Source organism: Streptomyces formicae, from assembly GCF_002556545.1.
GTDB lineage: Bacteria > Actinomycetota > Actinomycetes > Streptomycetales > Streptomycetaceae > Streptomyces > Streptomyces formicae_A.
Window position 1 is genome coordinate 5,338,156 of sequence record NZ_CP022685.1, and the last position, 25,142, is coordinate 5,363,297.

At 70.3% G+C, this 25,142-nt stretch carries 21 protein-coding genes and 2 pseudogenes; 13 read left to right on the forward strand and 10 right to left on the reverse strand.

The annotated features are described in order from the left end of the window. The first annotated feature begins 189 nt into the window (after nucleotides 1–189). The gene (locus KY5_RS23125; RefSeq protein ID WP_234362828.1) at nucleotides 190–747 is read left to right on the forward strand and encodes a DUF4232 domain-containing protein; all 558 of its coding nucleotides are present in this window, start codon (nucleotides 190–192) and stop codon (nucleotides 745–747) included. Here KY5_RS23125 and KY5_RS23130 read toward each other — a convergent pair. From KY5_RS23130 to KY5_RS23140, 3 genes are all read right to left on the reverse strand, one after another. Next, entirely contained in the window at nucleotides 741–977 is a 237-nt protein-coding gene (locus KY5_RS23130) for a DUF397 domain-containing protein (protein WP_098244047.1), read from the reverse strand. The two genes, KY5_RS23125 and KY5_RS23130, sit on opposite strands and share 7 nt — an antisense overlap. Then, complete coding sequence (locus KY5_RS23135; RefSeq protein WP_324963842.1) at nucleotides 974–1,759, reverse strand: helix-turn-helix transcriptional regulator; 786 nt, start codon at nucleotides 1,757–1,759, stop codon at nucleotides 974–976. The genes KY5_RS23130 and KY5_RS23135 overlap by 4 nt, the downstream gene beginning before the upstream one ends. Before the next feature lie 293 nt (nucleotides 1,760–2,052). After that, a complete protein-coding gene (locus tag KY5_RS23140) occupies nucleotides 2,053–2,589 on the reverse strand; it encodes a DUF4232 domain-containing protein (protein WP_098244048.1) in 537 nt (178 codons plus the stop codon). 194 nt (nucleotides 2,590–2,783) lie between these two features. On the opposite strand from KY5_RS23140, the pseudogene KY5_RS42625 reads away from it, so the two are divergent. From KY5_RS42625 to KY5_RS23150, 3 genes and pseudogenes are all read left to right on the forward strand, one after another. Next, nucleotides 2,784–2,933 (forward strand): annotated as a pseudogene (locus tag KY5_RS42625) (helix-turn-helix domain-containing protein); the annotation flags it as partial. A 387-nt stretch (nucleotides 2,934–3,320) separates the two neighbouring features. Then, entirely contained in the window at nucleotides 3,321–4,304 is a 984-nt protein-coding gene (locus tag KY5_RS42630; RefSeq protein ID WP_234363285.1) for a hypothetical protein, read from the forward strand. 79 nt (nucleotides 4,305–4,383) lie between these two features. After that, the gene (locus KY5_RS23150) at nucleotides 4,384–5,598 is read left to right on the forward strand and encodes a PLP-dependent aminotransferase family protein (protein ID WP_098244050.1); all 1,215 of its coding nucleotides are present in this window, start codon (nucleotides 4,384–4,386) and stop codon (nucleotides 5,596–5,598) included. 187 nt (nucleotides 5,599–5,785) lie between these two features. Here the strand turns inward: KY5_RS23150 and argS are convergent, their stop codons facing one another. After that, on the reverse strand, nucleotides 5,786–7,549 hold the full coding sequence (argS, locus tag KY5_RS23155) for an arginine--tRNA ligase (protein WP_098244051.1): 1,764 nt from the start codon (nucleotides 7,547–7,549) through the stop codon (nucleotides 5,786–5,788). 197 nt (nucleotides 7,550–7,746) lie between these two features. On the opposite strand from argS, the gene lysS reads away from it, so the two are divergent. Then, nucleotides 7,747–9,513, forward strand: a complete 1,767-nt coding sequence (gene lysS / locus KY5_RS23160; RefSeq protein ID WP_199843192.1) for a lysine--tRNA ligase — start codon at nucleotides 7,747–7,749, stop codon at nucleotides 9,511–9,513. A 75-nt stretch (nucleotides 9,514–9,588) separates the two neighbouring features. Further along, nucleotides 9,589–9,804, forward strand: a complete 216-nt coding sequence (locus KY5_RS23165) for a hypothetical protein (RefSeq protein ID WP_098244052.1) — start codon at nucleotides 9,589–9,591, stop codon at nucleotides 9,802–9,804. Nucleotides 9,805–9,906: 102 nt separating this feature from the next. Here the strand turns inward: KY5_RS23165 and KY5_RS43250 are convergent, their stop codons facing one another. From KY5_RS43250 to KY5_RS23190, 6 genes and pseudogenes are all read right to left on the reverse strand, one after another. Then, nucleotides 9,907–10,044, reverse strand: a complete 138-nt coding sequence (locus KY5_RS43250) for a hypothetical protein (protein WP_418952811.1) — start codon at nucleotides 10,042–10,044, stop codon at nucleotides 9,907–9,909. 451 nt (nucleotides 10,045–10,495) lie between these two features. Continuing rightward, a pseudogene (locus KY5_RS43255) lies at nucleotides 10,496–11,207 on the reverse strand (DUF2637 domain-containing protein); the annotation flags it as partial. Nucleotides 11,208–11,332: 125 nt separating this feature from the next. Then, the gene (locus KY5_RS23175) at nucleotides 11,333–12,166 is read right to left on the reverse strand and encodes an enoyl-CoA hydratase/isomerase family protein (protein WP_098244053.1); all 834 of its coding nucleotides are present in this window, start codon (nucleotides 12,164–12,166) and stop codon (nucleotides 11,333–11,335) included. Next, the gene (locus tag KY5_RS23180) at nucleotides 12,163–13,383 is read right to left on the reverse strand and encodes a beta-ketoacyl synthase N-terminal-like domain-containing protein (RefSeq protein ID WP_159072588.1); all 1,221 of its coding nucleotides are present in this window, start codon (nucleotides 13,381–13,383) and stop codon (nucleotides 12,163–12,165) included. Before KY5_RS23180 ends, KY5_RS23175 begins: the two co-directional genes overlap by 4 nt. After that, entirely contained in the window at nucleotides 13,380–14,267 is an 888-nt protein-coding gene (locus tag KY5_RS23185) for a hypothetical protein (RefSeq protein WP_098244055.1), read from the reverse strand. The genes KY5_RS23180 and KY5_RS23185 overlap by 4 nt, the downstream gene beginning before the upstream one ends. Before the next feature lie 92 nt (nucleotides 14,268–14,359). Next, nucleotides 14,360–14,608 (reverse strand): acyl carrier protein, encoded by a 249-nt coding sequence (locus KY5_RS23190; protein ID WP_098244056.1) that lies wholly within the window; start codon nucleotides 14,606–14,608, stop codon nucleotides 14,360–14,362. Between the two features lie 386 nt (nucleotides 14,609–14,994). Here KY5_RS23190 and KY5_RS23195 point away from each other — a divergent pair, with 386 nt between their 5' ends. The 7 genes from KY5_RS23195 (at nucleotide 14,995) to KY5_RS23225 (ending at nucleotide 25,112) form a co-directional block, all read left to right on the forward strand. Next, entirely contained in the window at nucleotides 14,995–15,765 is a 771-nt protein-coding gene (locus KY5_RS23195; protein WP_098244057.1) for a 2OG-Fe dioxygenase family protein, read from the forward strand. 13 nt (nucleotides 15,766–15,778) lie between these two features. Next, nucleotides 15,779–16,903, forward strand: coding sequence for a hypothetical protein (locus KY5_RS23200; RefSeq protein WP_098244058.1), 1,125 nt, complete (start codon nucleotides 15,779–15,781; stop codon nucleotides 16,901–16,903). A 4-nt stretch (nucleotides 16,904–16,907) separates the two neighbouring features. Next, complete coding sequence (locus KY5_RS23205) at nucleotides 16,908–17,159, forward strand: hypothetical protein (RefSeq protein WP_098244059.1); 252 nt, start codon at nucleotides 16,908–16,910, stop codon at nucleotides 17,157–17,159. Next, nucleotides 17,156–18,559, forward strand: coding sequence for an MATE family efflux transporter (locus KY5_RS23210; RefSeq protein ID WP_199843194.1), 1,404 nt, complete (start codon nucleotides 17,156–17,158; stop codon nucleotides 18,557–18,559). Before KY5_RS23205 ends, KY5_RS23210 begins: the two co-directional genes overlap by 4 nt. Nucleotides 18,560–18,625: 66 nt before the next feature. After that, nucleotides 18,626–19,837 (forward strand): ATP-grasp domain-containing protein, encoded by a 1,212-nt coding sequence (locus KY5_RS23215; protein ID WP_159072589.1) that lies wholly within the window; start codon nucleotides 18,626–18,628, stop codon nucleotides 19,835–19,837. Beyond that, nucleotides 19,834–21,114, forward strand: coding sequence for an aspartate aminotransferase family protein (locus tag KY5_RS23220; RefSeq protein WP_098244061.1), 1,281 nt, complete (start codon nucleotides 19,834–19,836; stop codon nucleotides 21,112–21,114). The genes KY5_RS23215 and KY5_RS23220 overlap by 4 nt, the downstream gene beginning before the upstream one ends. 107 nt (nucleotides 21,115–21,221) lie before the next feature. Then, nucleotides 21,222–25,112 carry a non-ribosomal peptide synthetase gene (locus KY5_RS23225; protein WP_098244062.1) on the forward strand — a complete coding sequence of 1,297 codons (3,891 nt, stop codon included), beginning with the start codon at nucleotides 21,222–21,224 and terminating at the stop codon, nucleotides 25,110–25,112. The last annotated feature ends 30 nt before the right edge of the window (nucleotides 25,113–25,142 follow it).

Sequence of the window (25,142 nt, forward strand, 5' to 3'; positions counted from 1 at the left end):
TTGTGGGTACTTACCGTGAGGTGTGTGTGAGGACGTCCCAAGGAGGCGTTCCAGCGGAGGGCGTTTGCCCAGGTCACGTGGGTAAAATCGTTCCAGCGTGCCAGATCGGCGGGGATTCCTTGTGTCGCTGGGGCCGGGGCTGTTTCGCTCATGGCCGTGCCACACGTTCCTTGTTCCCGGGGGCTCCCAGTGAAGTTCACCCGCACCACGACCCGCTCGGTGGTCGCCGGTCTCTCCCTCGTCTCCGCGCTCACGCTCACCGCGTGCAACGGCGACGGCATGGGCGTACGGGTGTCCACGTCCACGATCGCCGTCGACCCCTCGGCGGGCAGCGGCGGCTCGGTCGTGGGGGTCGACAAGTGCCGTACGGACGGGCTTGAGATCTCGGCTTCGGACAGCACCGTGGAGGGCGACCGCGACAGCTCCGTCGCCGTGACGCTGACGAACGGCAGCGGCCTGGACTGCGCGATCTCCGGGTACGCGGGCGTCGACCTGACGACGGGCGAGGGCGATCTGTCAGCCAGGCGTACGGGCCGGGCGTCCGCCCCGAGGGTCCTCAAGGACGGCGATTCGGTCGCCTTCGGCATCACCTACCCGGCGCACGACGCGGGTGGCTCCGGGATCCACGTGACCGGTCTCGTCGTGACCCCGCCGCACGAGACGGAGTCGGTCACGCTGGACTGGCCGGGCGCCTCGACGCTGGCGTCCCCGGTCGAGGTCGGCCCGGTCGGCAGCGCGGGTCAGTAGGTCTGGTTCAGGAAGCGGGTCCACGTGTCCGGGGTGACGGTGAGGGTGGGGCCCGTGGGGTTCTTGGAGTCGCGGATGTGGATGGCGGCGGGGTGGGCGGCGATCTCTAGGCACTGGCCGCCTTGGTCGCTGCTGTAGGTCGACTTGTGCCAGTCGTAGGCGGCTTCGAGGCAGGCGCCGCCCTGATCGTTGCTGTAACTCGCCTTGAACCACGTGAGTGCGCTGCTCATTGCTCTCCTAGCAGACGGTTCAACAGGTCCTTCGTCTCTTGGGGGTTGAGGGCCTGTGACCGCAGCATCGCATACCTGTGCTCCAAGTGGGCCACCGCATCTGGGTCAGCGATCATTTGGCTGCCGTGGGGTACATCGGTGTAGGCGAGGTGCTGGTGATCGGGGGTCTCGATGAGGATGAATGGGCCCACCAGCCCGGCGTGATGTGCGCGCCCAAGTGGCATGACCTGGAGAGTGGTCCCAGGCAGATCCGCCCAACCGCGTAGTCGGCGTAGCTGCTCTTCGCGTACTTCGTCTCCGCCCAGCCGGTCCATCAGCGGTGCCTCGGAGATGACAAAGCTCGTCCTTGGCGGGTTCTTGCGATGCAGAATCTCTTGGCGCTCCATGCGTGCCGCGACCCGATGACCAAGCTCGTCCTCTGCGGGGGTTGGGACGTCGTTGCTGAAGACCGCGTAGGCGTACGCCTCCGTCTGGAGCAGACCCGGCAGCACCTGGTTGTCGTACCAGGACAGCGCGATCGCCTCACGCTCCAGATCCATGTACTCCTCGGCCCACCGAGGAAACAGATCGACCTCCGGCATGTTCTCCAGCGCGGCCGTCAACACACCCTTCGCGTCCAGGATCTCGTCCAGCGCCGCCCCGAGATCCGCCTTCAGCGGACGGCGGCCCTGCTCGATCGAGGCGACCGTCTCCTCGTCCACGAGGAGCCGCTGGGAGAGTTCGCGCTGGGTCAGGCCCGCCGCCCGGCGCAGCGCGGCGACCTGCGCGCCCAGCATCTTCATGGCGGAGGCGTTCTTCCGGCGGCGGTTCCTCGGTGGCATGGCGCTCAACTCCCCGTATGCGGAGATCATTTCACCCGTGCGCACCCGTACAAATTTCTGTCACGGGTGCGCACGCTGTTCCATGATGGATACAGAGCGTCACCGCCGCCCGGTGAATCAACAAACCCACCCGTACTTCCACGGGTGTCGGCGCCATTCCGTCCCACCTGCAACCAACTCGCACCTCGGTGGCGTCCCACCTGGACGTGGACCTCATCCATCCCTACGTTGCGACGCCGAAGGCGCGGGCCCTGTCACCACTGGAGGGCGTCCGCCGCCGACGTCTGCCAGTACGTGACGTAGGCCGAGCTGTCGACGTAGACGCCGCCCGCGGGGAGCTTGGCCGAGGCCGGGTTGCCCACGCTGCCGTCCATGTTCCGGTTGGAGAAGTGGACGCCCAGGCTGTGGGCCTGGTAGCCCTCCGAACCCTCCGGCGAAGAGGTGCCGATTCCCGCGTACGCGGTCTGGCCGGGCTCAAGCGTGACGACCGCCTGGGGCTTGCTGTCCTCCACCCACGGCGTGGCGGACTGCGCCTGGTCGAAGCGGAGGAACGGGGCGCCGTACGCGAAGCAGGTCTTCGTGCCCGTGTTCTTGGCCTTCAGGAGCAGGTGGTTGATGGGACGGTCGACCTGCTGGACGGTGACCTTGGTGTTCGCGGCGGTGCAGGTGACCGGCGCCGCCTTGGCGGCCGAGGGCGCGGCCGACGCGGTCGACGCGGTGCCGATCGCGGCGAGGGAGAGGGTGGCGGCGATGGCGGCGGCCGCTGCGGTGGCCTTGGTGGAGAGTCGCATGGCTGGTCTCTTTCCATGTGATGCGGCAGACGTGAGCCGCGCCGGGAAGGGCCCGGACACGGCGTGCTTGTATGGCTCAGAGCTTGTGCGGTGTTCTGTCCCAGCGGCCAGCGTGGTACGGGGGGTTGGCGGCGCTGGGATGTTCGTACGGCTGTGAGCTGCGAAAACTCCGTTCCTTGGAACGGTCGAACGGGATGGGAGAGAGCGTGGGGGCGGGCGATCTCGCGGAGTTGCTGCGGGAGCTGAAGGAGCGGTCCGGGCTCAGCTACGGGGCTCTGGCCAAGCGGTTGCATGTGTCGACGTCGACGCTGCACCGGTATGTGAAGGGGTCGGCCGTGCCCACGGAGTTCGCTCCGCTGGAGCGGCTCGCCCGGGTGTGCGGGGCCTCGCGCGAGGAGATGGTCGAGGTCCACCGGCGGTGGATCCTGGCGGACGCGACGCGGGGCGATCGCAGGGAGGGGACGGCTGGCCCGGCGGGTGCGGCCGCTGAGGTCTCAGAGGCTTCTGGTGCTGGTGCTGGTGCTGGTGCTGGTGCTGGTGCTGGTGCTGATGTTGATGCCGCTGGTGCTGTCGCTGCTGGTGCTGGTGGCTCCGGATCCGTAGGTCCGGACTCCCAAGTCGAGGGTTCCGGCGACTCCGGCCGCTCCCGCGGCTCCGGCGGGCCTGACGACGCGCCCGACATCGTTATCGGCAGGGCCCCGGCCGACGCCGGTACGCGCGTGGGCAGAAGGTTGCCCAGGGCACGCGTGCTCGTCGCCGCCGGTGTCGTCTTCGCGCTCGGCGCCACCGCCGTCGCCGTGCAGGCCGCGTCCGACGGCGGCAAGCGCGACCGCGCGTCCGTCAACTCCCCGACCGCGGAGGACGGGGAGTGGGGGAAGGGTCCTTCCGGCGCCGAGTCCGTCTCCCCCTCGAAGGAGCCGCCGGGGAAGTCGTCCGACAAGGACGACAAGGACAAGGCGGGCAAGGGTGCGAAGGGGTCCGAGGGCCCGGAGAGCGAGGGCAAGGCGGGCGAGGACAAGAACGGCGGCGCCCCGGGCAGCGGGGACGGCGGCAAGGGCGGTGCCGGTACCGGCCAGGACGGCGTGCCGGTGAGCGTCTCCACCCAGCCCCACCAGTGGCCGGGCGGCTGCCCCGCCCCCTACCTCGTCGACAAGTCCCCGACCGAACTCTCCCCGCCCCCCGGGGAACAGGACGCCCCCGCCTGGGCGTCCGCGAACGGCGCCGTAGCCGCCCGGGACCAGACCGTGCGGGTCACCGTGCAGGGCAAGGGCAAGGAGGCCGTCGTCCTGGAGTCGCTGAACGTCCGCGTCGCCGGTTCCGGCGCGCCCCTTGCGTGGAACACCTTCAAGACGGCGTACCTCGGCGTCGGTTGTGGGAGCGGAGTGCCCAAGCACTCCTTCACCACCGACCTGGACTCGGCGGCGCCCCGGCTGAAGCCGGAGGACGAGAACGACACCTTCCCCTACAAGGTGAGCGCGAACGACGCGGAGGCGTTCTACGTCAACGCGTCCGTCAACAACCGTTACGTACGCTGGTACTTGGAGCTGACCTGGTCGAGCGGGGGCCGCAGCGGCACGATCCGCATCGACGACAAGGGCAAGCCGTTCGCCACGAGCGGTGACAAGAACCGTCCCGTCTACGCCTTCTCGCTCAACAGCAAGAAGTGGACGCGGACGAACCGCGACAACGACGACGTGCCCGACCCGCCCGCCTAGTCCGTATCCCGGAATGGCGTGTGTAGGCGGCATGCGGTTCCTTACGCTGCCGGGAACCAGCAGAGCCAAGGAGCCGCAGATGACCGTTGCCGACGCGCCCGTCCCCGAGTTGGCCTCCCGTGCCCGTGACGTGGGCGGCTCGCCCGTACGCGACATCCTCGCGGTCACCGCGCGGCCCGAGGTCATCAACTTCGCGGGCGGCCTGCCCGCGCCCGAACTCTTCGACGCCGACGGGATAGCCGCGGCCTTCCGCGCGGTCCTCGCGGAGACGCCCGAGCGGGCCTTGCAGTACTCGACGACCGAGGGGGAGCCGTCGCTGCGCGCGGCGCTCGCCGAGCGGTTCGCGGTGCGGGGGCTGGCGACGGTGGCGGATGACCTGCTTGTCACCACCGGGTCCCAGCAGGGACTTTCGTTGCTTGCCACGGCGTTGGTCGAGCCCGGTGACACGGTTCTTGTTGAGGACCCCTGTTATTTGGCCGCTCTGCAAGCCTTCGCGTTTGCGGGGGCGCGTGTGGTGCCCGTGCCTTGCGACGGGGCGGGCATCGATCCGGATGCTCTTGATGCGCTCGTCGTGCGGCATCGGCCGAAGTTGCTCTACACCGTGCCCACTTTTCAGAATCCGACGGGGCGCACGTTGCCTGCGGAGCGGCGGGCGGCGATTGCTCGGATTGCCGGGCGGCGCGGGCTGTGGATCGTCGAGGACGATCCTTATGGGGAACTGCGGTTCGAGGGGGAGCGGGTGCCGTGGGTCGCCACGTATCCCGGGGCCGAGGACCGGACGGTGTTGCTCGGGAGCTTTTCCAAGGTGATGGCGCCGGGGTTGCGGCTGGGGTGGTTGCGGGGGCCTGCGGCGCTGGTGCGGGCTTGTGTCGTCGCCAAGCAGGCGGCGGATCTGCATACGCCTACGGTCAATCAGCTTGCCGCGGCTCGGTACTTGGCCGACTGTGATCTTGATGCGCATGTTGCCCGGGTGGGTGGGGTGTACCGGGAGCGGCGGGACGCGATGCTTGCGGGGCTGGGGGAGGTGTTGCCCTCGGGGGCGCGGTGGGGGCGGCCCGAGGGGGGCATGTTCGTCTGGGTGACGTTGCCCTCCGGGTGGGATGCGGGGGCGTTGTTGCCGTCTGTCATTGCGCATGACGTGGCTTATGTGCCGGGGGCGCCGTTCTTTGCGGGGGCGCCTGATGTTGGCACGTTGCGGTTGTGCTTTGTGACGCAGGCTGTGGATGAGATTGGGGAAGGGTTGCGGAGGTTGGGGGCGGGGCTTAAGGATTTGCGCCGTTCCCCGCGCCCCTAGACCCTCCGGTTCCCCTCGGCCGTCTCAGGGTGCGGCTTCAAGATTGCGCAGTTCCCCGCGCCCCTAACTACCTGCGCCGTTCCCCGCGCCCCTAACTACCTGCGCCGTTCCCCGCGCCCCTGAAAGACTGCGCAGTTCCCCGCGCCCCTAAAGACCCCTCGGGAGGGGGCGCGGGGGAAGGGGGGAGTTACAGGCGCTCGGGGGTCCTGATGCCCAGGAGGGACATGCCCTTGTGGAGGGTGTTGGCCGTTAGGGCGCAGAGGAACAGGCGGTTCTCGGTCTGGGCGGTGGTGTCCGCCTTGAGGACCGGGCACTGGTCGTAGAACGTCGTGTAGAGCGAGGCCAGTTGGTAGAGGTACGCCGCCAGCTTGTGGGGGGCGTATTCCGCTGTCGCGTCTGCCAGCTGTTCGCCGAAGGCGTCCAGGTGGAGGCCCAACGCGCGCTCCGCGGGGGCCAGTTCCAGCTCCGGGTGGGCGGCGGGGGACGCCGCTTCCGCCTTGCGGAGGATCGACTTGATGCGGGCGTAGGCGTACTGGAGGTAGACCGACGTGTCGCCGTTGAGCGAGACCATCTGGTCCAGGTCGAACTTGTAGTCGCGGTTCGCCGAGGTGGAGAGGTCCGCGTACTTCACCGCGCCGATGCCCACGTAGCGGCCGTTCTCGGTGATCTCGTCTTCCGAGAGGCCGATCTTTTCGGCCTTCTCGCGGACGACTGTCGTCGCGCGGTCGACCGCCTCGTCCAAGAGGTCTTCCAGGCGTACCGTCTCGCCCGCGCGCGTCTTGAAGGGCTTGCCGTCGGCGCCGAGCACCGTGCCGTAGCCCATGTTGTGCGCGGTGACGTCGTCGTTCAGCCAGCCCATCCGGCGGGCCGCCTCGAAGACCATCTTGAAGTGGAGGGACTGGCGCACGTCCACCACGTAGAGGAGCGTCGTGGCGTTCAGGTCCAGGACGCGGTTGCGGATCGCCGAGAGGTCGGACGCCGCGTAGCCGAAGCCGCCGTCCGCCTTCTGCACGATCAGCGGGACCGGCTGGTCGTCCTTGCCCCGGATCTCGTCGAAGAAGACGACGAGCGCGCCCTCGGAGCGGACGGCCACGCCCGATTCCTCAAGGAGGCGGGCCGTCTCCGGCATCAGGTCGTTGTACGCGGACTCACCGACGATCTCGTCGTCGCGGACCTCCATGTCCAGCTTCTCGAAGACCGAGTAGAAGTAGACCTTCGACTCGTCCACGAACCGCTGCCACAGGTCGAGGGTCTCCTTGTCGCCGGACTGGAGGGCGACGACCCGCTTGCGGGCCCGCTCCTTGAACGCCTCGTCCGCGTCGAAGACCGCGCGCGACGCCTTGTAGACGCGGTTCAGGTTCGACATGGCCTGCTCGCCGTCGACATCGGCGGCCGGGGCCAGCTGGTCGGGGTTCTCGATCAGGTACTGGATGAGCATGCCGAACTGCGTGCCCCAGTCGCCGATGTGGTGGCGGCCGATCGTCTTCTCGCCGGTGAAGTCCAGCATGGCGCGCAGGGCGTCGCCGATGACCGCCGAGCGCAGGTGGCCGACGTGCATCTCCTTCGCCACGTTCGGCTGGGCGTAGTCGATCACCGTCGTGCCCGCGTCGGGGTTGAGCGGGACGCCGAGCCGGTCGCCGTCGGCGGCGCGGGCCGCGAGGGTCTCGATGATCGCCTTGTCGGTGACCCTCACGTTCAGGAAGCCGGGGCCCGACACCTCGACGTCGGCGAGCAGGTCGCCGTGAGTGATCTTCTCGACGACCTGGGTCGCGAGCTCCCTCGGGTTCGCCTTGGCCTTCTTCGCGAGGGCCAGGATGCCGTTGGCCTGGAAGTCCGCCCGGTCGCTACGTCGCAGCAGCGGGTCCGCGGGAGCGGCCTCCGGCAGGGCAGCCGAGAGGGCGTCCGCGAGGCGCTGGTGGACGGAGGCGGTGAGGGACGTGACCGGGGCCATGAGCTTCCGTTCTCGTAAGGACTCGAATCTCGTGAGGACTCGAAAATGGGGTGCGGCTAGGTGAGCATCAAGTGTCCCATGAGCGTGGACGCCGTTTCTCCTGGATAAGAGCGACCTGGAGCAACCCCGGACCGGCTCCTTCCGTCTGGGACAATGGCTGACGCCAGCTTCCGAGAATCCCGAGGAAACAAGAGGACGTGCCGATCGTGGCAGCTCAGAGCACTGATACCACCGACTGGGTCTCCCGCTACGCGGACGAGGTCATCGCCGAGTCGGAGCGTCGTGCCCCGGGCAAACCTGTGGTCGTCGCCTCCGGACTCTCCCCGTCCGGCCCGATCCACCTGGGCAACCTGCGCGAGGTCATGACCCCGCACCTGGTCGCCGACGAGATCCGCCGCCGCGGCCACGAGGTCAGGCACCTGATCTCCTGGGACGACTACGACCGCTACCGCAAGGTCCCGGCCGGTGTCCCCGGCGTCGACGAGTCCTGGGCCGAGCACATCGGCAAGCCGCTGACCTCGGTCCCGGCCCCGGCGGGCTCCGCGTACGCGAACTGGGCCGAGCACTTCAAGGCCGCCATGACCGAGGCGCTCGACGAGCTCGGCGTGGAGTACGACGGGATCAGCCAGACCGCGCAGTACACCTCCGGGGTCTACCGCGAGCAGGTCCTGCACGCGATGAAGCACCGGGGCGACATCGACGCGATCCTCGACCAGTACCGGACCAAGCAGAAGCCGGGTGCGGCGGCCGGTGGCAAGAAGTCGCAGAAGCCCGTCGACGAGGCCGAGCTGGAGGCCGCCGAGGGGTCGGGCGCCGCGGGCGAGGACGACGGCAGCGGCGGCACCGGCGGGTACTTCCCGTACAAGCCCTACTGCGGGCGGTGCGAGAAGGACCTGACCGTCGTCGTCTCGTACGACGACGAGACCACCGAGCTCGTCTACACCTGCGCGGCCGAGGGCTGTGGCTTCGGCGAGACGGTCCGGCTGAGCGAGTTCAACCGCGGCAAGCTGGTCTGGAAGGTCGACTGGCCGATGCGCTGGGCGTACGAGGGCGTGATCTTCGAGCCGAGCGGCGTCGACCACTCGTCCCCCGGGTCCTCCTTCGTCGTCGGCGGGCAGATCGTCCGGCAGATCTTCGACGGCGTGCAGCCGATCGGGCCCATGTACGCCTTCGTGGGCATCAGCGGCATGGCGAAGATGTCGTCCAGCAAGGGCGGCGTGCCGACGCCCGGCGACGCGCTGAAGATCATGGAGGCGCCGCTGCTGCGCTGGCTGTACGCGCGCCGCAAGCCCAACCAGTCCTTCAAGATCGCCTTCGACCAGGAGATCCAGCGGCTCTACGACGAGTGGGACAAGCTGGAGTCCAAGGTCGCGGACGGCTCCGTGCTTCCCGCCGACGCGGCGGCGCACTCGCGGGCCGTGCGGACGGCGGCGGGCGAGCTGCCGCGTACGCCCCGGCCGCTGCCGTACCGGACGCTGGCGTCCGTCGCCGACGTCACCGCCGGGGCGGAGGACCAGACCCTGCGAATCCTGCGCGAGCTCGATCCTTCGGCGCCGATCGGGTCGCTCGACGAGGTCCGGCCGAGGCTGGACCGCGCGGAGAACTGGATCACCACGCAGGTGCCGGCCGACGCGCGGACGATCGTGCGGAGCGAGCCGGACGCGGAGCTGCTCTCGTCTCTGGACGAGGAGGGGCGCGAGTCGATTCGGCTGCTCCTCGACGGGCTCGACTCGCACTGGTCCCTGGACGGCCTGACGCACCTCGTGTACGGGGTGCCGAAGGTGCGGGCCGGGTTCTCCGCCGACGCGACGGCGAAGGAGCTGCCGCCGGAGATCAAGGTGGCGCAGCGGACGTTCTTCGCGCTGCTCTACCGGCTCCTCGTCACCCGGGAGACCGGGCCCCGGCTGCCCACGCTGCTGCTCGCCGTGGGCGCGGAGCGGGTTCGCAAGCTGCTCGGCGCGTAGCTGCACCTTTTGGACTAGCTGTGAATCCACCGGGGGCAGGACGTACTACGTCCTGCCCCCGGTGATGCTTGGCGTATGAAGGAAATCGTCGCCATCATCGGGTGGGTTGTCGGGGTCCAGGGCGGGCTCGGGGTCGCGGGGCGCGTCTTCGGGGACGGGCCCTGGGGGATGCTGCACAAGTGGTGGGACGTGCCTACGCCGCTGTACGTCGTGCTGTTCGTGGCGGGTGTCGCGGTGGCGGTCTACGCGGAGATTTCGAAGAAGCGGAAGTCTTGGGCCGGTAGGGGGTGAGTGCACCTGCGGGCCGGTGGGGGCTGGTCGCGCCGTTCCTCGCGCCCCTGAAAGATTGCGCAGTTCCCCGCGCCCCTAACCGCCCCGCGCCTGCCTGCGAGGTTACGCGATGTGGTCTTCCATCAGTTCGTTGTTCAGGCGGGCCGTGAACTGGTCCATGTAGCTGTTCAGGGCTTTGGACTGGAGGCGCAGGCCGTAGGTCGCCTCGACGTTGGCCGCGAACGCGCCCGGGGTGGGCATGCCCTCGCCCCCTATCGAGTAGCGGAACACCTCGTAGAGCTCGTCGTCCGTGGGGGCGGCCGGGGGCTCGGTCTCGGTGATGGGCTCGGGCTCGGGCTGGGGGTGCGGAGAGCCGTCGCCGAGGGGGCGGGTGCCGCCCGCGCCGGTCGGGACCGGGAACTCCTGCGCGGGCTCCTCGTGTTGCGCGGGCTGTTCCTGTCGCGCGGGCTGCTCCTGCTGCGTGGGCTGTCCCTGCTGGAGGCGTTCCTGTTCGGCGTACCACTCGTCGTACGGGACCACGGGCTCGTACGAGGCGTTGTGCGCCGCGAACCACGGGCTCGCGTGCTGGGCCACCGGGAGCGTCTCGGGCGGCTGGGCCTCGGCTTGGGGCTGGGGCTGGGGCTGGGCGGGTTCGGGGCCGGGGGCGTGGGGGCCGGGGTCAGCTGGGGCTGGGGGGTCGGCTCCACCGCCTTGGGGGCGGGCGGGAGCAGGACCGGTTCGATGCCCGCCGCGGCGAGGCCCGCGGGGGCGGTCTCCGCGAGGGGGACGCCGAAGCGGGCCAGGCGCAGTGGCATCAGCGACTCGACCGGGGCCTTGCGGCGCCAGGAGCGGCCGAAGCGGGCCTGGAGGCGGGCCTGGTAGACCAGGCGGTCCTGTTCGAGCTTGATGACCTGCTCGTAGGAGCGCAGTTCCCACAGCTTCATCCTGCGCCACAGCTTGAACGTGGGAACGGGGGAGAGCAGCCAGCGCGTGAGGCGCACGCCCTCCATGTGCTTGTCGGCCGTGATGTCCGCGATCCGGCCCACCGCGTGCCGCGCCGCCTCGACCGCCACCACGAAGAGCACCGGGATGACCGCGTGCATGCCCACGCCCAGCGGGTCGGGCCAGGCCGCCGCGCCGTTGAACGCGATCGTCGCCGCCGTCAGCAGCCACGCCGTCTGGCGCAGGAGCGGGAAGGGGATGCGGATCCAGGTGAGCAGGAGGTCGAGGGCGAGCAGGACGCAGATGCCCGCGTCGATGCCGATCGGGAAGACCACCGAGAAGCCGCCGAAGCCCTTCTTCTCGGCGAGTTCGCGCACGGCCGCGTACGACCCCGCGAAGCCGATCCCGGCGATGACGACGGCACCGGCGACGACCACCCCGATGAGTATCCGGTGCGTCCGTGTCAGCTGCATCGCGGCCACCCGCGAACCCCTCCCTGTACGGCCTGTGTCGGCTTGTTGCGAGCGACAGCCTGGCACATGCGTACGGGAGGGAGGGCGCGGGCCCTGTGCGGAGGGGGGCCTTGCGGGTGCTCCTCAGGTGTTTTTCAGCGGCCTTCGTACGCGGTTTCGTGCTCCGGACCGTCCGTCAGGAACGCCGTGACGGCCCGTCGGTGGTCGCTGGTCGCCGTGACCTCGGCCGCGATGCGCGGCAGGGCTTCGTCCGCCGCCGCGACGCCCTCGGCGAGGCAGGTGCGCACGATCTCCTTGGTGGCCCGGTGGGCGCGGGTCGGGCCCGTGGCCAGGCGCATCGCGTACGCGCGGGCGTCGGTGTCGAACGACGCCTGCGGCAACAGGGCGTTGACCACGCCCCACTCGGCGAGCACGGAGCCTCGGTAGAGGTCGCCCGTCATGACGAGCTCACGGGCCCGGGAGGGGCCCGCGCGCAGGGCGAGGCGCTGGGTGCCGCCCATCGACGGGGTGAACGCGATCTTCCGCTCGACCAGGCCGAACCGGGCCTGTGCCGTCGCCACCACCAGGTCGCAGGCCAGGGCCAGTTCGAAGGCGGCGGTGAGGGTGAGCGAGTGCGCGGCGAACACCGTGGGGCAGGGCAGGGCCTCCAGCGCCTGCGTGATGCCCAGGTGTGTACGCCAGAAGGACTCCGCTTCGGCCGGGTCGAGGTCGGCGAAGACGCGTACGTCCACGCCCGCGCTGACCACCCGGCCCTCGGCGCGGACGAGCAGCGCGCGGGGCGGATGGGCGGTCAGCCACTCGACCGCGTCCGCCCACGCCGCCCACATCGCCTCGTCGAACAGGTTCATCGGCGCGCTGTCCATGGTGAGGACGGCGAGCGGCCCTTCGAAGGTGAGGCGCAGCACCGACTTCTCGCCCGTGAGGGAGGAAGGGGGAGGCTCTTCCGCGCGGGACGGGTCGACCGTCATGAGGCGCTCCGGAAGATGCTGATCGCGTTGTTGCCGCCGAACCCGAACGCGTTGTTCTGGACGTGCCGCAGGTCGGGCACGGCGAGCGGCCCCCCGGTGACCAGGTTGATGTCCAGCTCGACGTCGTCGGGGTCGACCGCGGTCGGCGGCACCTGGCGGTGGCGAAGGGCCAGGCAGGCCGCCACGACTCCGGCCGCGCCCGCCGCGCCCATCAGGTGCCCGATGGTGCTCTTGATCGCGGTGACCGCGGCCCGCGGGTACTGCTCCGCGAAGATGCCGCCCTCGATGGTGTCGTTGGCGCGGCTGCCCGTGCCGTGCGCGAAGATCACGTCGATGTCGTCCGCCTTGAGCCCGGCCTCCTCCAGCGAGCGCCGGTGACAGGCGGCGACGCCCTCGCGGTCGGGGGCGGTCGGGTGGCTCGCGTCGTTGCTGATGGCGGTGGCGAGCACCTCGGCGTACGGAGTCGCGTCCGGGCGCAGGGCCCGCTCGGTCTGGAGCACGAACATGCCCGAGCCCTCCGACGGCGTGACGAAGCGCCGCCCCTTGGTGAAGGGCTTGCAGGGCTTGGGGCCGATCGCCTGGAGGGTGTTGAACCCGATGATGTTCTTCTCCGAGTACGGGTCGCAGCCCCCGACCACGGCGGTGTCCGCGATGCCCGCGCGGAGCATCTCCAGCGCGCAGGACAGCGCGACGTTCGCCGACGCGCAGGTGCTCTGCAGCAGGTACGCCGGGCCCGACGCGCCGACGGTGCGGGCCACGCCCTGGGCGATCGAGTAGCTGGAGAAGCCGCCGGTGCCGGTGATGTCGCGGCGCCCCGCGACCACGTCCTCCAGCGCCTCGGCCTGGCCGTCACTGCTGCCGACGCAGACGACGGCGGAGCGCAGCGCGGCGTCGCCGGGGGTGAGACCGGCGTCCCGCAGCGCTTCGAGCGCGGCGAACTCGGCGAACAGGGAAGCGGCCCTCGGCTGCTCCCTGGTGACCGCGTCCACGTGCGCGAGCGCGGTCTCGCGGGCGTCCTGGGGCACCCGGCCGCCGAGGATGCCGGGCTTCATCCCCGCGTAGAGCGGGGGCAGTTCCTCGAAGCGGCTGCGGCCCGCGCACAGGTCGTTCCAGAAGGGCTCGACGCCCGCGCCCGCGGGCGAGATGACGCCGAGCCCGGTGATGAAGACCCTCGGTGCGCCCGATGCGCTCGCCGCGCCTGCTGTTCCCCGGTTCACAGGGACCTCCCGCTCGTGCTGTTCGCTTGCTGCCGGGTCACCGTCACGGTGGCGTGCCTGCCGTCGGGGGCGTGGCATTCGAGGACCGCGCGCTCCGCGGGCGCCAGGGAGTGGACCAGGTCCAGGAAGGCGCGGGTGGCGAAGGCGCTGTTGCGCTCCTCGAAGGCGAGGGGGGACGTGTCGGTGGCGGTGGCGCCGTCGGTGTCCGTGGCGCCGATCCTGCGGACCGTGCGCAGCGCGCCCTCGTGGGGCTCGTCGGCCGCGCCGAAGGCGAACTCCGCGGTGAGGTCCGCGCCCTTGCGTACGAAGGCGTGGGTGACGCCGTCGCGGCAGGTGGCGTCGGGCGCGTCGAGTGCCGCGTCGGCGACGGCCTCCGGCGCGTAGACGTCGCCGATCAGGAGGCGGCCGACGTCGGAGCGCTCCTGGTGCAGCGTCGAGAGGGCCTGCCAGAGGGCCACGACCGGGGTGAGCGTCCCCGCGTTGATCGTCATGCTGCGGCCGGTCGCCCCGGTGCGGATGTTGACGAACGCCGACGCCGAACTGGACGTGGCGTTGGGGAAGTACTGGGCGGACAGCAGCCGCCCCTTCTCGGCCGCGGCGCGCTGGAGGCCCGCGAGGGCCGCGGTGTTGCCGTACTCGGTGCCGATCACGATGGTGTCGTCGGTGCGGGCGGGGGCCTCGTCCGTGCGCTCCGGCTCCGAGGGTGCCTCGCCGCCACCGCCGAGGACGAGGTAGAGGCAGATGCGCGTGAACGCGTCGCGGAACTTGTCTCCGGCGGTGCCGATGACCTCGTGCAGATCGGGGGGCAGGCCCTCGTGTTCGTCCTGGCCGGCCGCGGGGCCGGGCGCGCACAGCGCGACCGGGCCCAGGGTGAACTCAAACAACGCATTCTCCGTGGCGCTGGAATCGGGTGGGCGGGCGCGCGGAACCTCCGGTTCCGATGGCACGGAACCTCAGACTCCGACGTGCGGAACCGTCAGGCTCCGACGTGCTCGCTCACCTGGCGCTGGAGATCTCCGACCGTGACCAGATCACGGGAGAACTCGTCGCCGAGTTCGATGTCCAGGACGGCCTCCACCTGAACGACGATGTCGATCAACTTGAGGGAGTCGATGTTCAGATCGGCCTTGAGATCCTGCTCGGCCGCGATTTCAAAGGATTCCGGCAGTTCGGCGATCTCCTTGAGAACTTCGGAAATGCGCTCGTCGATGACAATGCTCGACATTATTCCCCCATGTTTCCAGACTGCTTGTCGGTCACGGATGTAATCACGGGGTTGTCCGCCTGTCAACGAAACCCAGGGTCAAAACTTCCCCGGGTCCGCACGCATAGATTGATCAATCTTCAATCACCTTCGGGCGAGGTCGCCCGGGGGCGTAAAGGGGCACTGCCCCCCGGTGGTCCGAGCCGTGAACTCCGGGCGCTATCCCCGTGATTTACGGGCAGTGCCGCGAGAAAAGGACCGCATACCGGACATAAGGGGCTCGCATGTCCTGTCATCAGCGCTAATGACGAGCGGGTCTGGTGATCTGCATCACGTTGAGATGCTGTGTTCGCCCGGCTACTGTCTGCCGCATCGAAGCTTTCATCGATTCACGGGGGATTTTTGCTGTGCCCGAAAACATCTCTACTCTCGCCCGCCAAGGATACGACCGCTGGGATCTTGCTTCCCATTTCGGAATAGGCGAGGAAGACGCCGACTACAAGGCGCTCAGGGCCGCTTACGACGATCTCCCCGAAGACCCTTACGCAAGCGGCTCAGGACGCTACCGCCGCTATGCGCGCGGTGTATTCCTGCCGTGGTCCAAGGAATTCTTCTGGATGCCCGCCACGGAAAGCCAGGCGCGGGACGGCATGAATGGCTACTACCAGGGCGACAACAATCCCGAGTATGTGAACGTCACCCGCAACCTCCCCGCCATCAGCGAGGAGGTGTGCAACAACAAGCTCCTCCTCGACATGATCCAGTTCGACTTCTCCCAGACGCACTGGAACGAGGACGACTCGGTCTGGCCCCTCTACGTAGGGGTCCACCTGATCAAGCTGCACATCGCCGAGGACGGCTACGAGGCCGTGTCCTCGCCGAACGAGCTGCACCAGGACGGCGAGCCCTACGTGTTCGCCCACATGATCTACCGCCACAACGCCGAGGGCGGCGCCAACCTCATCGCCACCCCCGACTACCGCGGCAAGCAGCCCGAGGACGTGCCGCCCGCCGACCGGCTCACCGAGTTCCAGATGGAGCGCCCGCTGGAGGCGTACGCCATCACCGACGACCTCGTCAGCCACTACGTCGGTCCCATCCGCAAGGGCAGCGCCCCGGAGCCGGGCGAGCGGGCCATCCTGCTCGCCGACTGGGTCCCGATGCGTCACCGCATCTGAGAAGGGGCACGAGGTGAACGGCGTGCGATACCGCCACGAGCGCCCGGTGGACGCCGGGACCGCCGACGAACTGCGCAAGGCCCTCGGGTTCCACTACGACGGCGTCACCGTGGAACTCCTGGACAAGGGCGTCGAGGTCGGCGTCCCCGCCGGACCGACCGAGGCCGAACTGGGGGAGATGGTCCGGCACTTCCTGCGCGGACACCGCGCGGTGGCGGCCACGGTCATCACCGAGCAGGCGGGGAACCCCGGCCTCGCCTGCGCCCTGCCCGACGACGACCGGATCGCCGTCGCCAGGGGCGCCTACCTGCACGGGCCCGAGTGGACCGCGGCCATGGACCACGTGCGGGCGCTGTGCAGGGAGCGCCTCGCCGAACCGTTCGGAGCACCGCTCCTGGCCGGCTCGGCGCAGATCTCCCGGGACGTCCTCGTACGGGCGGGCTACTACCAGAAGTTCCCGAACCTGGTGAACGCCGTCGCCCGCATCCGCGACCACTACTGGGACGGCGTCACCGTCTCCCAACTGCGGCCGAACCAGGCCGGGGCGCTCGACTCGTTCTACGCCCCTGCCGACACCGTCCTCACGCCCGTCACCTGCTACCACGTGTACGAGAACGCGGCGGAGCTCAAGAGCCGCTACGGCACGGGCGTGTTCGCGATCGACGGACCGGTCTTCCGGCACGAGTCGCGCAACCACAGCGCCACCCGGCTCGGCGAGTTCAGGATGTTCGAACTCGTCGGACTCGGCAGCGCCGAGGACATCGCGCTCGACTTCGAGCGGATGCTGAAGGCGTTCACCGCGTTCTTCGCCGAACTCGGCGTCCCGCACCGCATCGTCAGCGCCTCCGACGCCTTCTTCGGGGACGCGCCGACCATGACCCGCGAGGCCCAGCTGCTCAACAAGAGCAAGTTCGAGGTGCGGGTGCCGCTCGGCGACGGCGAACTCTCCGTGGCCAGCGTCAACGCGCACGGCGAGGTGTTCGCCGACTCGTTCGGCCTGCGCGAGCTCGGCACCGACGCCACCTGCTGCGCCGGGATCGGCCTGGACCGCCTCACCTACGCCCTGCTGTCGTACGGACTGCTCGGCAGCACCAAGGACCGGTCCACCGGTCCCGCGACACGACCCACCGGGGGATGAAGTCATGGAAGACCTGAAGAACACCGTCGACGCCCTGCTCGAACAGCTCGCGGCCGCGCGGGACGTCCCCGCCGACGCGGAGCCTTCGAAGATCGTCGTCAGCTCCCTCGACCAGATGCGGTTCCTGGTCGGCATCGAGGAGCGGCTCGACGTGATGCTCGACGTCGGCGACGTCCTGCCCTTCGACCTGTCGAGCCGCGACGCCCTGCTCAAGAGCGTCCACGACCTGCTCGTCGAGTCCGGGGTGACTCCGTGACCCAGCGGGCCCGGCTGCTCGACCTCGCCACGGTGCGCGAGGTCGTCCGGGTCTCCGTGCCCTTGATGTTCGGCATGGTCGGCAACCTGATCCTGATGCTGGTCGACCGGATCTGCCTGGCCCGCTACTCGGAGGACGCGCTCAAGGCGTCGGGACCCGCCGTCTTCACCGCCACCACGGTGGTCATGGTCACCACGGGGGCGGTCGGCATCACCCGCTCCTACGTGGCGCAGGCGCACGGCAGGGGCGACGCGCGGGACGCCATGGACGAGGGCGCCAACGGCTTCGTCGTCGGCGTGCTCCTGTCCGTCCTGCTCCTGCTCTCCACCCCGCTCCTGATGTGGGTGCCCACGCTCAGCGGCCAGCCCGAGCACATCCAGGAACTCGAAGCGCAGTTCCTCGGCCTGTCCACGCTGTACGGCAGCGTCATGACGCTCAACATGGCGCTCTCCTCGTACTTCAACGGCATGGGCCGCACCCGGGTGCCGATGGCCGTCGGCATCGCGGGACAGATCGTCGGCGTCGTCATGACCGTCGGCCTGGTCTTCGGCCGCTTCGGGCTTCCTGAGCTCGGCACGCGGGGCTCCGCGCTCGGCACGCTCAGCGCCGTCTCCGTCATGTTCGTCGGGTACGTCGTGTTCCTGCCCAAGGGCTACGCCGCGGGATTCGGCAGGCTCTGGCGCAAGGGCGGGCGGCAGATCGTCGACGTGCTGTGGCTGCGGCTGCGGCGCGGAGCGCCCGCCGGCGGCTCGCTCAGCCTGGAGGAGCTCGGCCAGACCGCGTTCGTCTGGCTCGCCGGGGTGCTCGGCTCGGTGGCGCTCGCCGCCAACAACGTCGCGCTGTCCCTGAACTACGCGGCCGTCATCCCCCTGATCGGCCTCGGCATGGGCTGCAACATCCTGTGCGGCAAGGCCGTCGGCGCGGGACTGCACCGCAACATCCCGCACATCATGCGGGTCACCCTGACCATCTCGGGCGTCTACGTGGGCGTGGTCGCCGTCTTCCAGATCGCCACCCCGACCCTGCTGCTCAGCCCCTTCGGGCTCGACGGCGCCGACTCCGCCGTGACCTCGCACGCCGTGGACGCCTCGCGCGTCCTGTGGACGTACTCCCTGGCCTTCATGTTCTCGATGGTCGGCTCCGCCGTCCTGGAGTGCCTCGGTCTCGCGCGCTTCGGATTCGTGGCGCGGATCGTCCTCATGTGGTGCCTGTGCGTCCCCACGATCATCGCGTTCGTGCTGCTCAACCGCGACGACCCGGACATGCTCCCGGTCATGTGGGTGATCTTCTCCGCCTTCGAGGCGGTGATGGCCGCGGTCTGCCTGTGGCGCATCAAGCGGGCCGTCAGCAACCAGGAGAACCGGCTCCACACCACCGAAAAGGTCCAGCAGACCGCCTGACCCGCAGGTCCGGCGGTCCGCACGAACGAACCATCAGACAGCCAGACAGAGAGTGTGGCCCCTTCCGTGAACGTACTGCTCCTCGGCCGCGAGGAAGACTGCCGCGACTACCTCGACTACGCACACGGCCGCGGCTTCACCGTGCGGTTCTTCGACCCGCCGCAGCTCGCCGCCGACGACCGGGAGAACTGGCGGACGACCGTCCTCGACGCCGCGCGGGACGCCGTGGACCTCGAAGGACTCGACGACGTCATCTCCTTCCACGACAGCTACCAGATCCAACTGGAGCTGGTGCGCGGCGAGCTGGGCATGCCGACCCGCGACATCGACACCCTGCTGTGCCTCGCCGACAAGACCCGCTTCAAGGCGCATCCCTCGGTCCGCGACCACATCACCCGCCACATCGAGCTCGACCCCTCGGCGAAGGCCCCCGCGGCGCTCGCCGCCGTCACCGACGCCCTCACCTTCCCCGTCGTGGTCAAGCCGTCCAACGGCTTCTACAGCGCGGGCGTGGTCAAGGCCGAGACGCCCGCCGAGTTCCCCAAGGCGTTCCTCCAGACCAAGCGCGTCTGCACCGTCCTGCGCGAGGGCGCTGGCCAGTCCCGGATGCTCGCCGAGGAGTACCTCGACGGCAACGAGTACGCCATCGACGGCTTCGTCAGCGAGGGGCGGATCATCCCCCTCCAGATCCACCGCAAGCTGCCGCCGCTCGTCGGGCCCCTCTTCCACGAAGTGGCCTACCTGACCGAGCCGTTCGACGCCGACAAGGGCCGCGACTTCACCGCGCTCCTGGAGAGCGTCATCCCCGGCGTCGGCCTGGACAACTCGCCCTTCCACGCCGAGTTCCGCTTCGACGGACAGGGCGGCCTGCGCGTCCTCGAACTCGCGCCCCGGCTCTGCGGCGGCGGCACCACCACCTACCAGCAACTGCGCATCTGCACCGGCCTCGACGCGTACGGCCTGCTCCACCAGCTGGGCAGGGAGCCCCTCGCACCCGAGCCGACGCACCACAAGGTGGCCCTGGAGTACGACGCGCCCATCGAGCGCAGCGGCTTCCTCAAGAACACCGCGCGCGCGGTCGAGGTGTGCCACAAGAACGACGTCACCACCGTGCACCTGCACCGCACCGACGGCCAGTTCGTGCTCGCACCGCCGCTCAACTTCGAGACGGTCCTGACCGCCTACTTCGCCCGCGACACCCGCGAAGAGGCCGAAGCCCTGCTGGACGTCCTGATGACCGACTGCACGATCGACACCGAAACGGAAAAGACCTCATGAGGCCGGAAATCAAGCGCGCCCAGCACACCATCCCCGTCGGCGCGAGCTCGCCGCTGCGCGCCTGCCGCAACGTGGGCACCGACCCGCTGGTCGTCGCCGAGGCGCACGGCCAGTACCTCCACGACGTCGACGGCACCCGCTACATCGACTTCATGTACGGGTTCGGGCCGCTGATCCTCGGCCACGCCCCCGAGGCCGTCAGCACCGCCATCGCCCAGCAGGCCGCCAACGGCACGCTGTTCGGGACGTACTGCACGCAGGAGATCGAGCTCGCCGAGCGCATCACGGCGACCGCCGACCACCTGGAGCAGCTGCGCTTCGTGTGCAGCGGCACCGAGGCCGTCATGTCCACCCTGCGCCTGGCCCGCGCCTACACGGGCCGCACCCGCGTGCTGCGCTTCAACGGCGGCTACCACGGCCACTTCGACCTGGTCCAGAACAAGGACGAGGCGCGGATGCGCGACTCCGGACTCGACCCGGCCGCCATGCGCTCCAACGTCTTCGCCGAGTACAACGACGCCGAGAGCGTCGAGCGGGCCTTCGCCGAGAGCCCCGGCGAGATCGCGGCCGTCGTCGTCGAGCCCATCGCCTGCAACATGTCCCTCGTCATGCCCGAGGAAGGCTTCCTCGCCGACCTGCGGCGCATCTGCGACCGCGAGGGCGCGGTGCTCATCTTCGACGAGGTCATCACCGGCTTCCGGCTCACCTACGGCCCCGCGAGCAACCTGCTCGGCGTCAGCCCCGACCTCACCGCCTTCGGCAAGATCATCGGCGGTGGCACGCCCGTCGGCGCGTTCGGCGGCCGCCGCGACATCATGCGCCTGCTCGACGAGGAGCGCGTCCTCCAGGGCGGCACCCTCTCCGGCAACCCGCTGACCATGGCCGCGGGCCTCGCCACCCTCGACGCGCTCGCGCAGCCCGGCTTCTACGAGGAACTGGAGCGCAAGGGCGCCCTCCTGGAAGCCGCCGTGGAACGCCACCGCGCCGAGAAGGGACTCGACTTCACCTTCACCAGGACCGGCAGCATCTTCGCGTTCATCTTCGTCCCGCAGGCTGCTCCCGTCCGCGTCAAGGCCGACGTCGCCGCGCAGGCACAGTCGCCGTACACCACGATGTACGCCGGGCTGCGCACGGCGGGCTACCACCTGGCGCCCGACATCGAGGAGCCGATGTACGTCTCCGCCGAGACGACCGACGAGACCCTCGAGGACTTCGCGGCCCGCGCCGTCGCGCTCCTCGCCACGGACCCGAACACCCCGGCCCTCGCCACCGCCTAGCCCGATCGCGGGCCGTGCTCCCCGGGGCACGGCCCGCCCCCGCGCCGCCAGGACCCGCGCGCCGCCCGCCCCACGCCGACGGGACATCTCATGAACCGGGACTCCTCATGAACCACGAGGTCAGGAACCTCCCCCTGCTCCCCGCCCAGGAGAGCGTGTTGTTCGCCGAGACGGCGCACGGCCGACCCGGCACCCACAACCTGGCCCTCGCCCTCCGGCTCACCGGGCCGCTCGACCGGACCGCCCTCGACGCCGCGCTGCGCCAACTGACCGCGCGCCACGAGGCGTTGCGGGTCAGCATCGCCACAGGTGCGGACGGCGCCGTCCAGACCATCAGCGCCGACGTGACCGTCACCGTCGAAGAGGCCGACCTCACCGCGGTCGACCCCGACACCCTCGACGCCGTCCTCGCCCAGCACTTCACCAGCGCCCAGGACCGGCCCTTCCGCCTCGACCGGGCACCGCTGCTGCGCGTCACCCTGCTCCGGCTCGGCCACGACCGCCACGTCCTCCTGCTCGTCGTGCACCACAGCGTCGCCGACGGACACTCCATGGACGTCCTCGCACGCGAATTCACCACGCTGTACGAGGCGGCCGCCGAAGGACGCCCCGACCCGCTCGGGCCCCCCGCCCTCAGCTACACCGACCACGTCACCGCCGCGCTCTCCGGCGGCTCCGAACGCCGCAGGGCCCGCGCCCTCGACCACTGGCGCACCACCCTCGAAGGGGCACCCGCCACCCTCGACCTGCCCATGGCCGACCTCGGCGGCACCACACGGCGACAGGCCGCCACCCACCGCCACGACCTGCCGCGCCCCGCCGTCGCCCGGCTGCGCGCACTCGCCGACGAGCAGCGCACCAGCCTCTTCTCCGTGCTCGCCGCCGGAGCCTTCGCCCTCCTGGGCCGCTACACCGGCGAGAGCGACATCGTGCTCGGCGTGCCCCTCTCCACTCGACTCGCACCGGGCTCCGAAGGGCTCGTCGCGCTCACCGTCAACACCATGCCGCTGCGCGCCGGATGCGCCGACGACCAGGACTTCCTGACCCTCCTGCACACCGTCCAGGGCCGCACCTTCCAGGCCCTGCGCCACCAGGGCGTGGCCTTCCACGAACTCGTCCACACCCTCAACCCGCCCCGCTCGGCGGGCCGCCAGCCCGTGTTCCAGCTCGGCCTCAACCACATGCGCACCGAGCCCGCCGCCGCGCCGGGCACCGCGCTGCGCGTCGAACCGCTGCCCGTCGCCAACGCGACCGCCGCCTTCGAGCTGATGCTGACCTTCGTCGAGACGGGGGACGACGTACGCGTCTACGTCGAGTACGACACCGGACGCTTCGGCCAGGACACGGTCCGGGCCCTCGCACGGCACCTCGCCAACCTGCTCAGCGCGGCCGCCGACGACCCGCGCGCTCCCCTCGCCGACATCGACCTGATGGACGCGGCGGAACGCCGACAGGTCCTGCACGAATGGAACGACACCGCCGCGCCGCTCACCGACGACACCGTCCCGAGCCTCTTCGCGCGCCAGGCCGCGCTGCACGGGGACGCGACCGCCGTCGTCTGCGGCGCCGAGAGTCTCAACTACCGGGAACTCGACCGGCGTTCCGCACGTCTGGCCCGGCTGCTCGCCGAGCGCGGCGCAGGCCCCGGCACCTTCGTCGGGCTCTCGCTGCACCGCTCCGCCGACACCGTCGTCGCCCTGCTCGCCGTGCTCAGGACGGGCGCCGCCTACGTACCGCTCGACCCGGTCTACCCCGCGCAGCGGCTCGCCCACATGCTGGCCGACGCCGCGCCCGCCCTGGTGCTCACCGAGTCCGGCGCGGCCGGAGGACTGCCCACGGGCCCCGGCACTCCACCCCAACTCCTGCTCGACGACCCGGCGGTGGCCGCCGCGCTGGACGCCGACGATGCCGACGCCGCGTTCGCGTGCCCGGTGACCGCCGACCAGACCGCGTACGTCATCTACACCTCAGGCTCCACAGGCCGCCCCAAGGGCGTCCCCGTCACCCACCGCAACGTCGCCAACCTCGCCGCCTGGGCCGCCGACGCCTTCGGCGACGGGCTCGCCCGGGTGCTCGCCGCGACCTCCCTCAACTTCGACGTCTCCGTCTTCGAGATCCTCGGACCGCTGCTCAACGGCGGCAGCATCGAGATCGTCCGCGACCTCCTGGAGATCGGCGAACGCGGCGGCTGGCACGGCACCCTCGTCAGCGGCGTCCCCTCCGTCCTCGCACGGCTCATCGCCGACGGCGCCCCCGACCTGCGCGCCGACCACCTCGTCCTCGCGGGCGAGGCACTGACCGCGCCGGTCGCCGCGCGCCTGCGGGCCGCCGTGCCCGGGGCCCGCCTCGTCAACGCCTACGGACCGACCGAGACCACCGTGTACGCCAGCGCCTCCGCCACGGGCGGGAAGGGCGACGGCCGGGCCGAGGAGGACGCCCCGCCCATCGGCGGCCCGCTGCGCAACACCCGCCTGTACGTCCTCGACGACCGGATGCGACCCGTGCCCGTCGGCGTACCCGGCGAGCTCTACATCGCGGGCGCGGGCGTCACCCAGGGCTATCTGCACCGCCCCGACCTCACCGAATCCCGCTTCGTACCAGACCCGTTCGCCGATCCGTCCACCGCGGACGGGCCGGGGACCGCGCGCATGTACCGCTCCGGGGACATCGTCCTGCGCCGCCCCGACGGACAACTGCGCTACGTAGGACGCTCCGACGACCAGGTCAAACTGCGCGGCTTCCGCGTCGAACCCAGCGAGATCGAAGCCGTCATCGCCGAACAGCACGACGTGGCCCAGGCCGTCGTCGTCCCGCACGAGGACCGGCACGGCGAACACCGCCTCGTCGCCTACGTCACCGCCGCGCCCGGCACCACACCCGACCCGGCACGACTGCGCGCCGCGTCCGCCCGGCTGCTGCCCGAGTACATGGTCCCCGCCGCCGTCGTCCTCCTGGACGAACTGCCCCTGTCGCCCGCCGGAAAGCTCGACCGCGCCCGGCTCCCCGACCCCGGCTTCGGCACCTCCGAAGGCCGCGCGCCCCACACCCCCGACGAGATCGCCGTCGCCGCGCTCTTCGCCGACGCGCTCGGTCTCGACCGGGTGTCGGCCACCGACAGCTTCTTCGACCTCGGCGGACACTCGCTGCTCGCGATGCGCCTCGTCGGCCGCGTCAGCACCGAACTGCGCGCCGAACTCACCGTGCGCGACCTGTTCGAGACGCCCACCGTCGAAGGACTCGCCAGGCGGCTGCGCCCCGACGACACCGCGCAGGCGCCCACCAAATCCGACGACTTCGCGGTCCTCCTGCCGCTCCGCACCCGGGGCGACAAGCCCCCGCTGTTCTGCTTCCACCCCGGATTCGGACTCAGCTGGAGCTACGCGGCCCTGACCCGCAGGCTCGACCAGGACCAGCCCGTCTACGCACTCCAGGCGCGCGGCATCGGCCGCGACGAGGAACTCCCCGCCAGCTACGACGAGTTGCTCGACGACTACGTACGACAGCTGCGCACCGTCCAGCCCGCCGGGCCCTACCGGCTGCTCGGCTGGTCCTTCGGCGGACTCGTCGCCCACTCCCTCGCCGCCCGCCTCCAGGCCGAAGGCCACGACGTCGAACTCCTCGCCATGCTCGACACCGTCCTCGTCGGAACCGACGAGGACCTGGCGCCCGACGAGATGCGCGCGCTCATCGAGGCCGAGACCGCCGACATCCGCCAAGTCGTCCCCGACACCGAACGGTTGATGTCGGTCGTCGAGAACCTGATACGGCTGCGCGCGCAGTACCGCCCCGAGCCGTACCGGGGCGACGTGCTCTACTTCACGGCCGCGAACGAACCGGGCCGACCGGAATCCGTCTGCGAACCGTGGGAGCCGCACGTCGAAGGACGCCTCGTGGAGCACCGCGTCGACTGCGTCCACCTGGACATGATGAAGGCCCGCCCCGCCCGCGAGATCGGCGATCTGCTCGGCAAGGCGCTCGACGCCGTCGCCGCTCGCTGAGACACCCTCACCACCCACCGAACCGAGAAG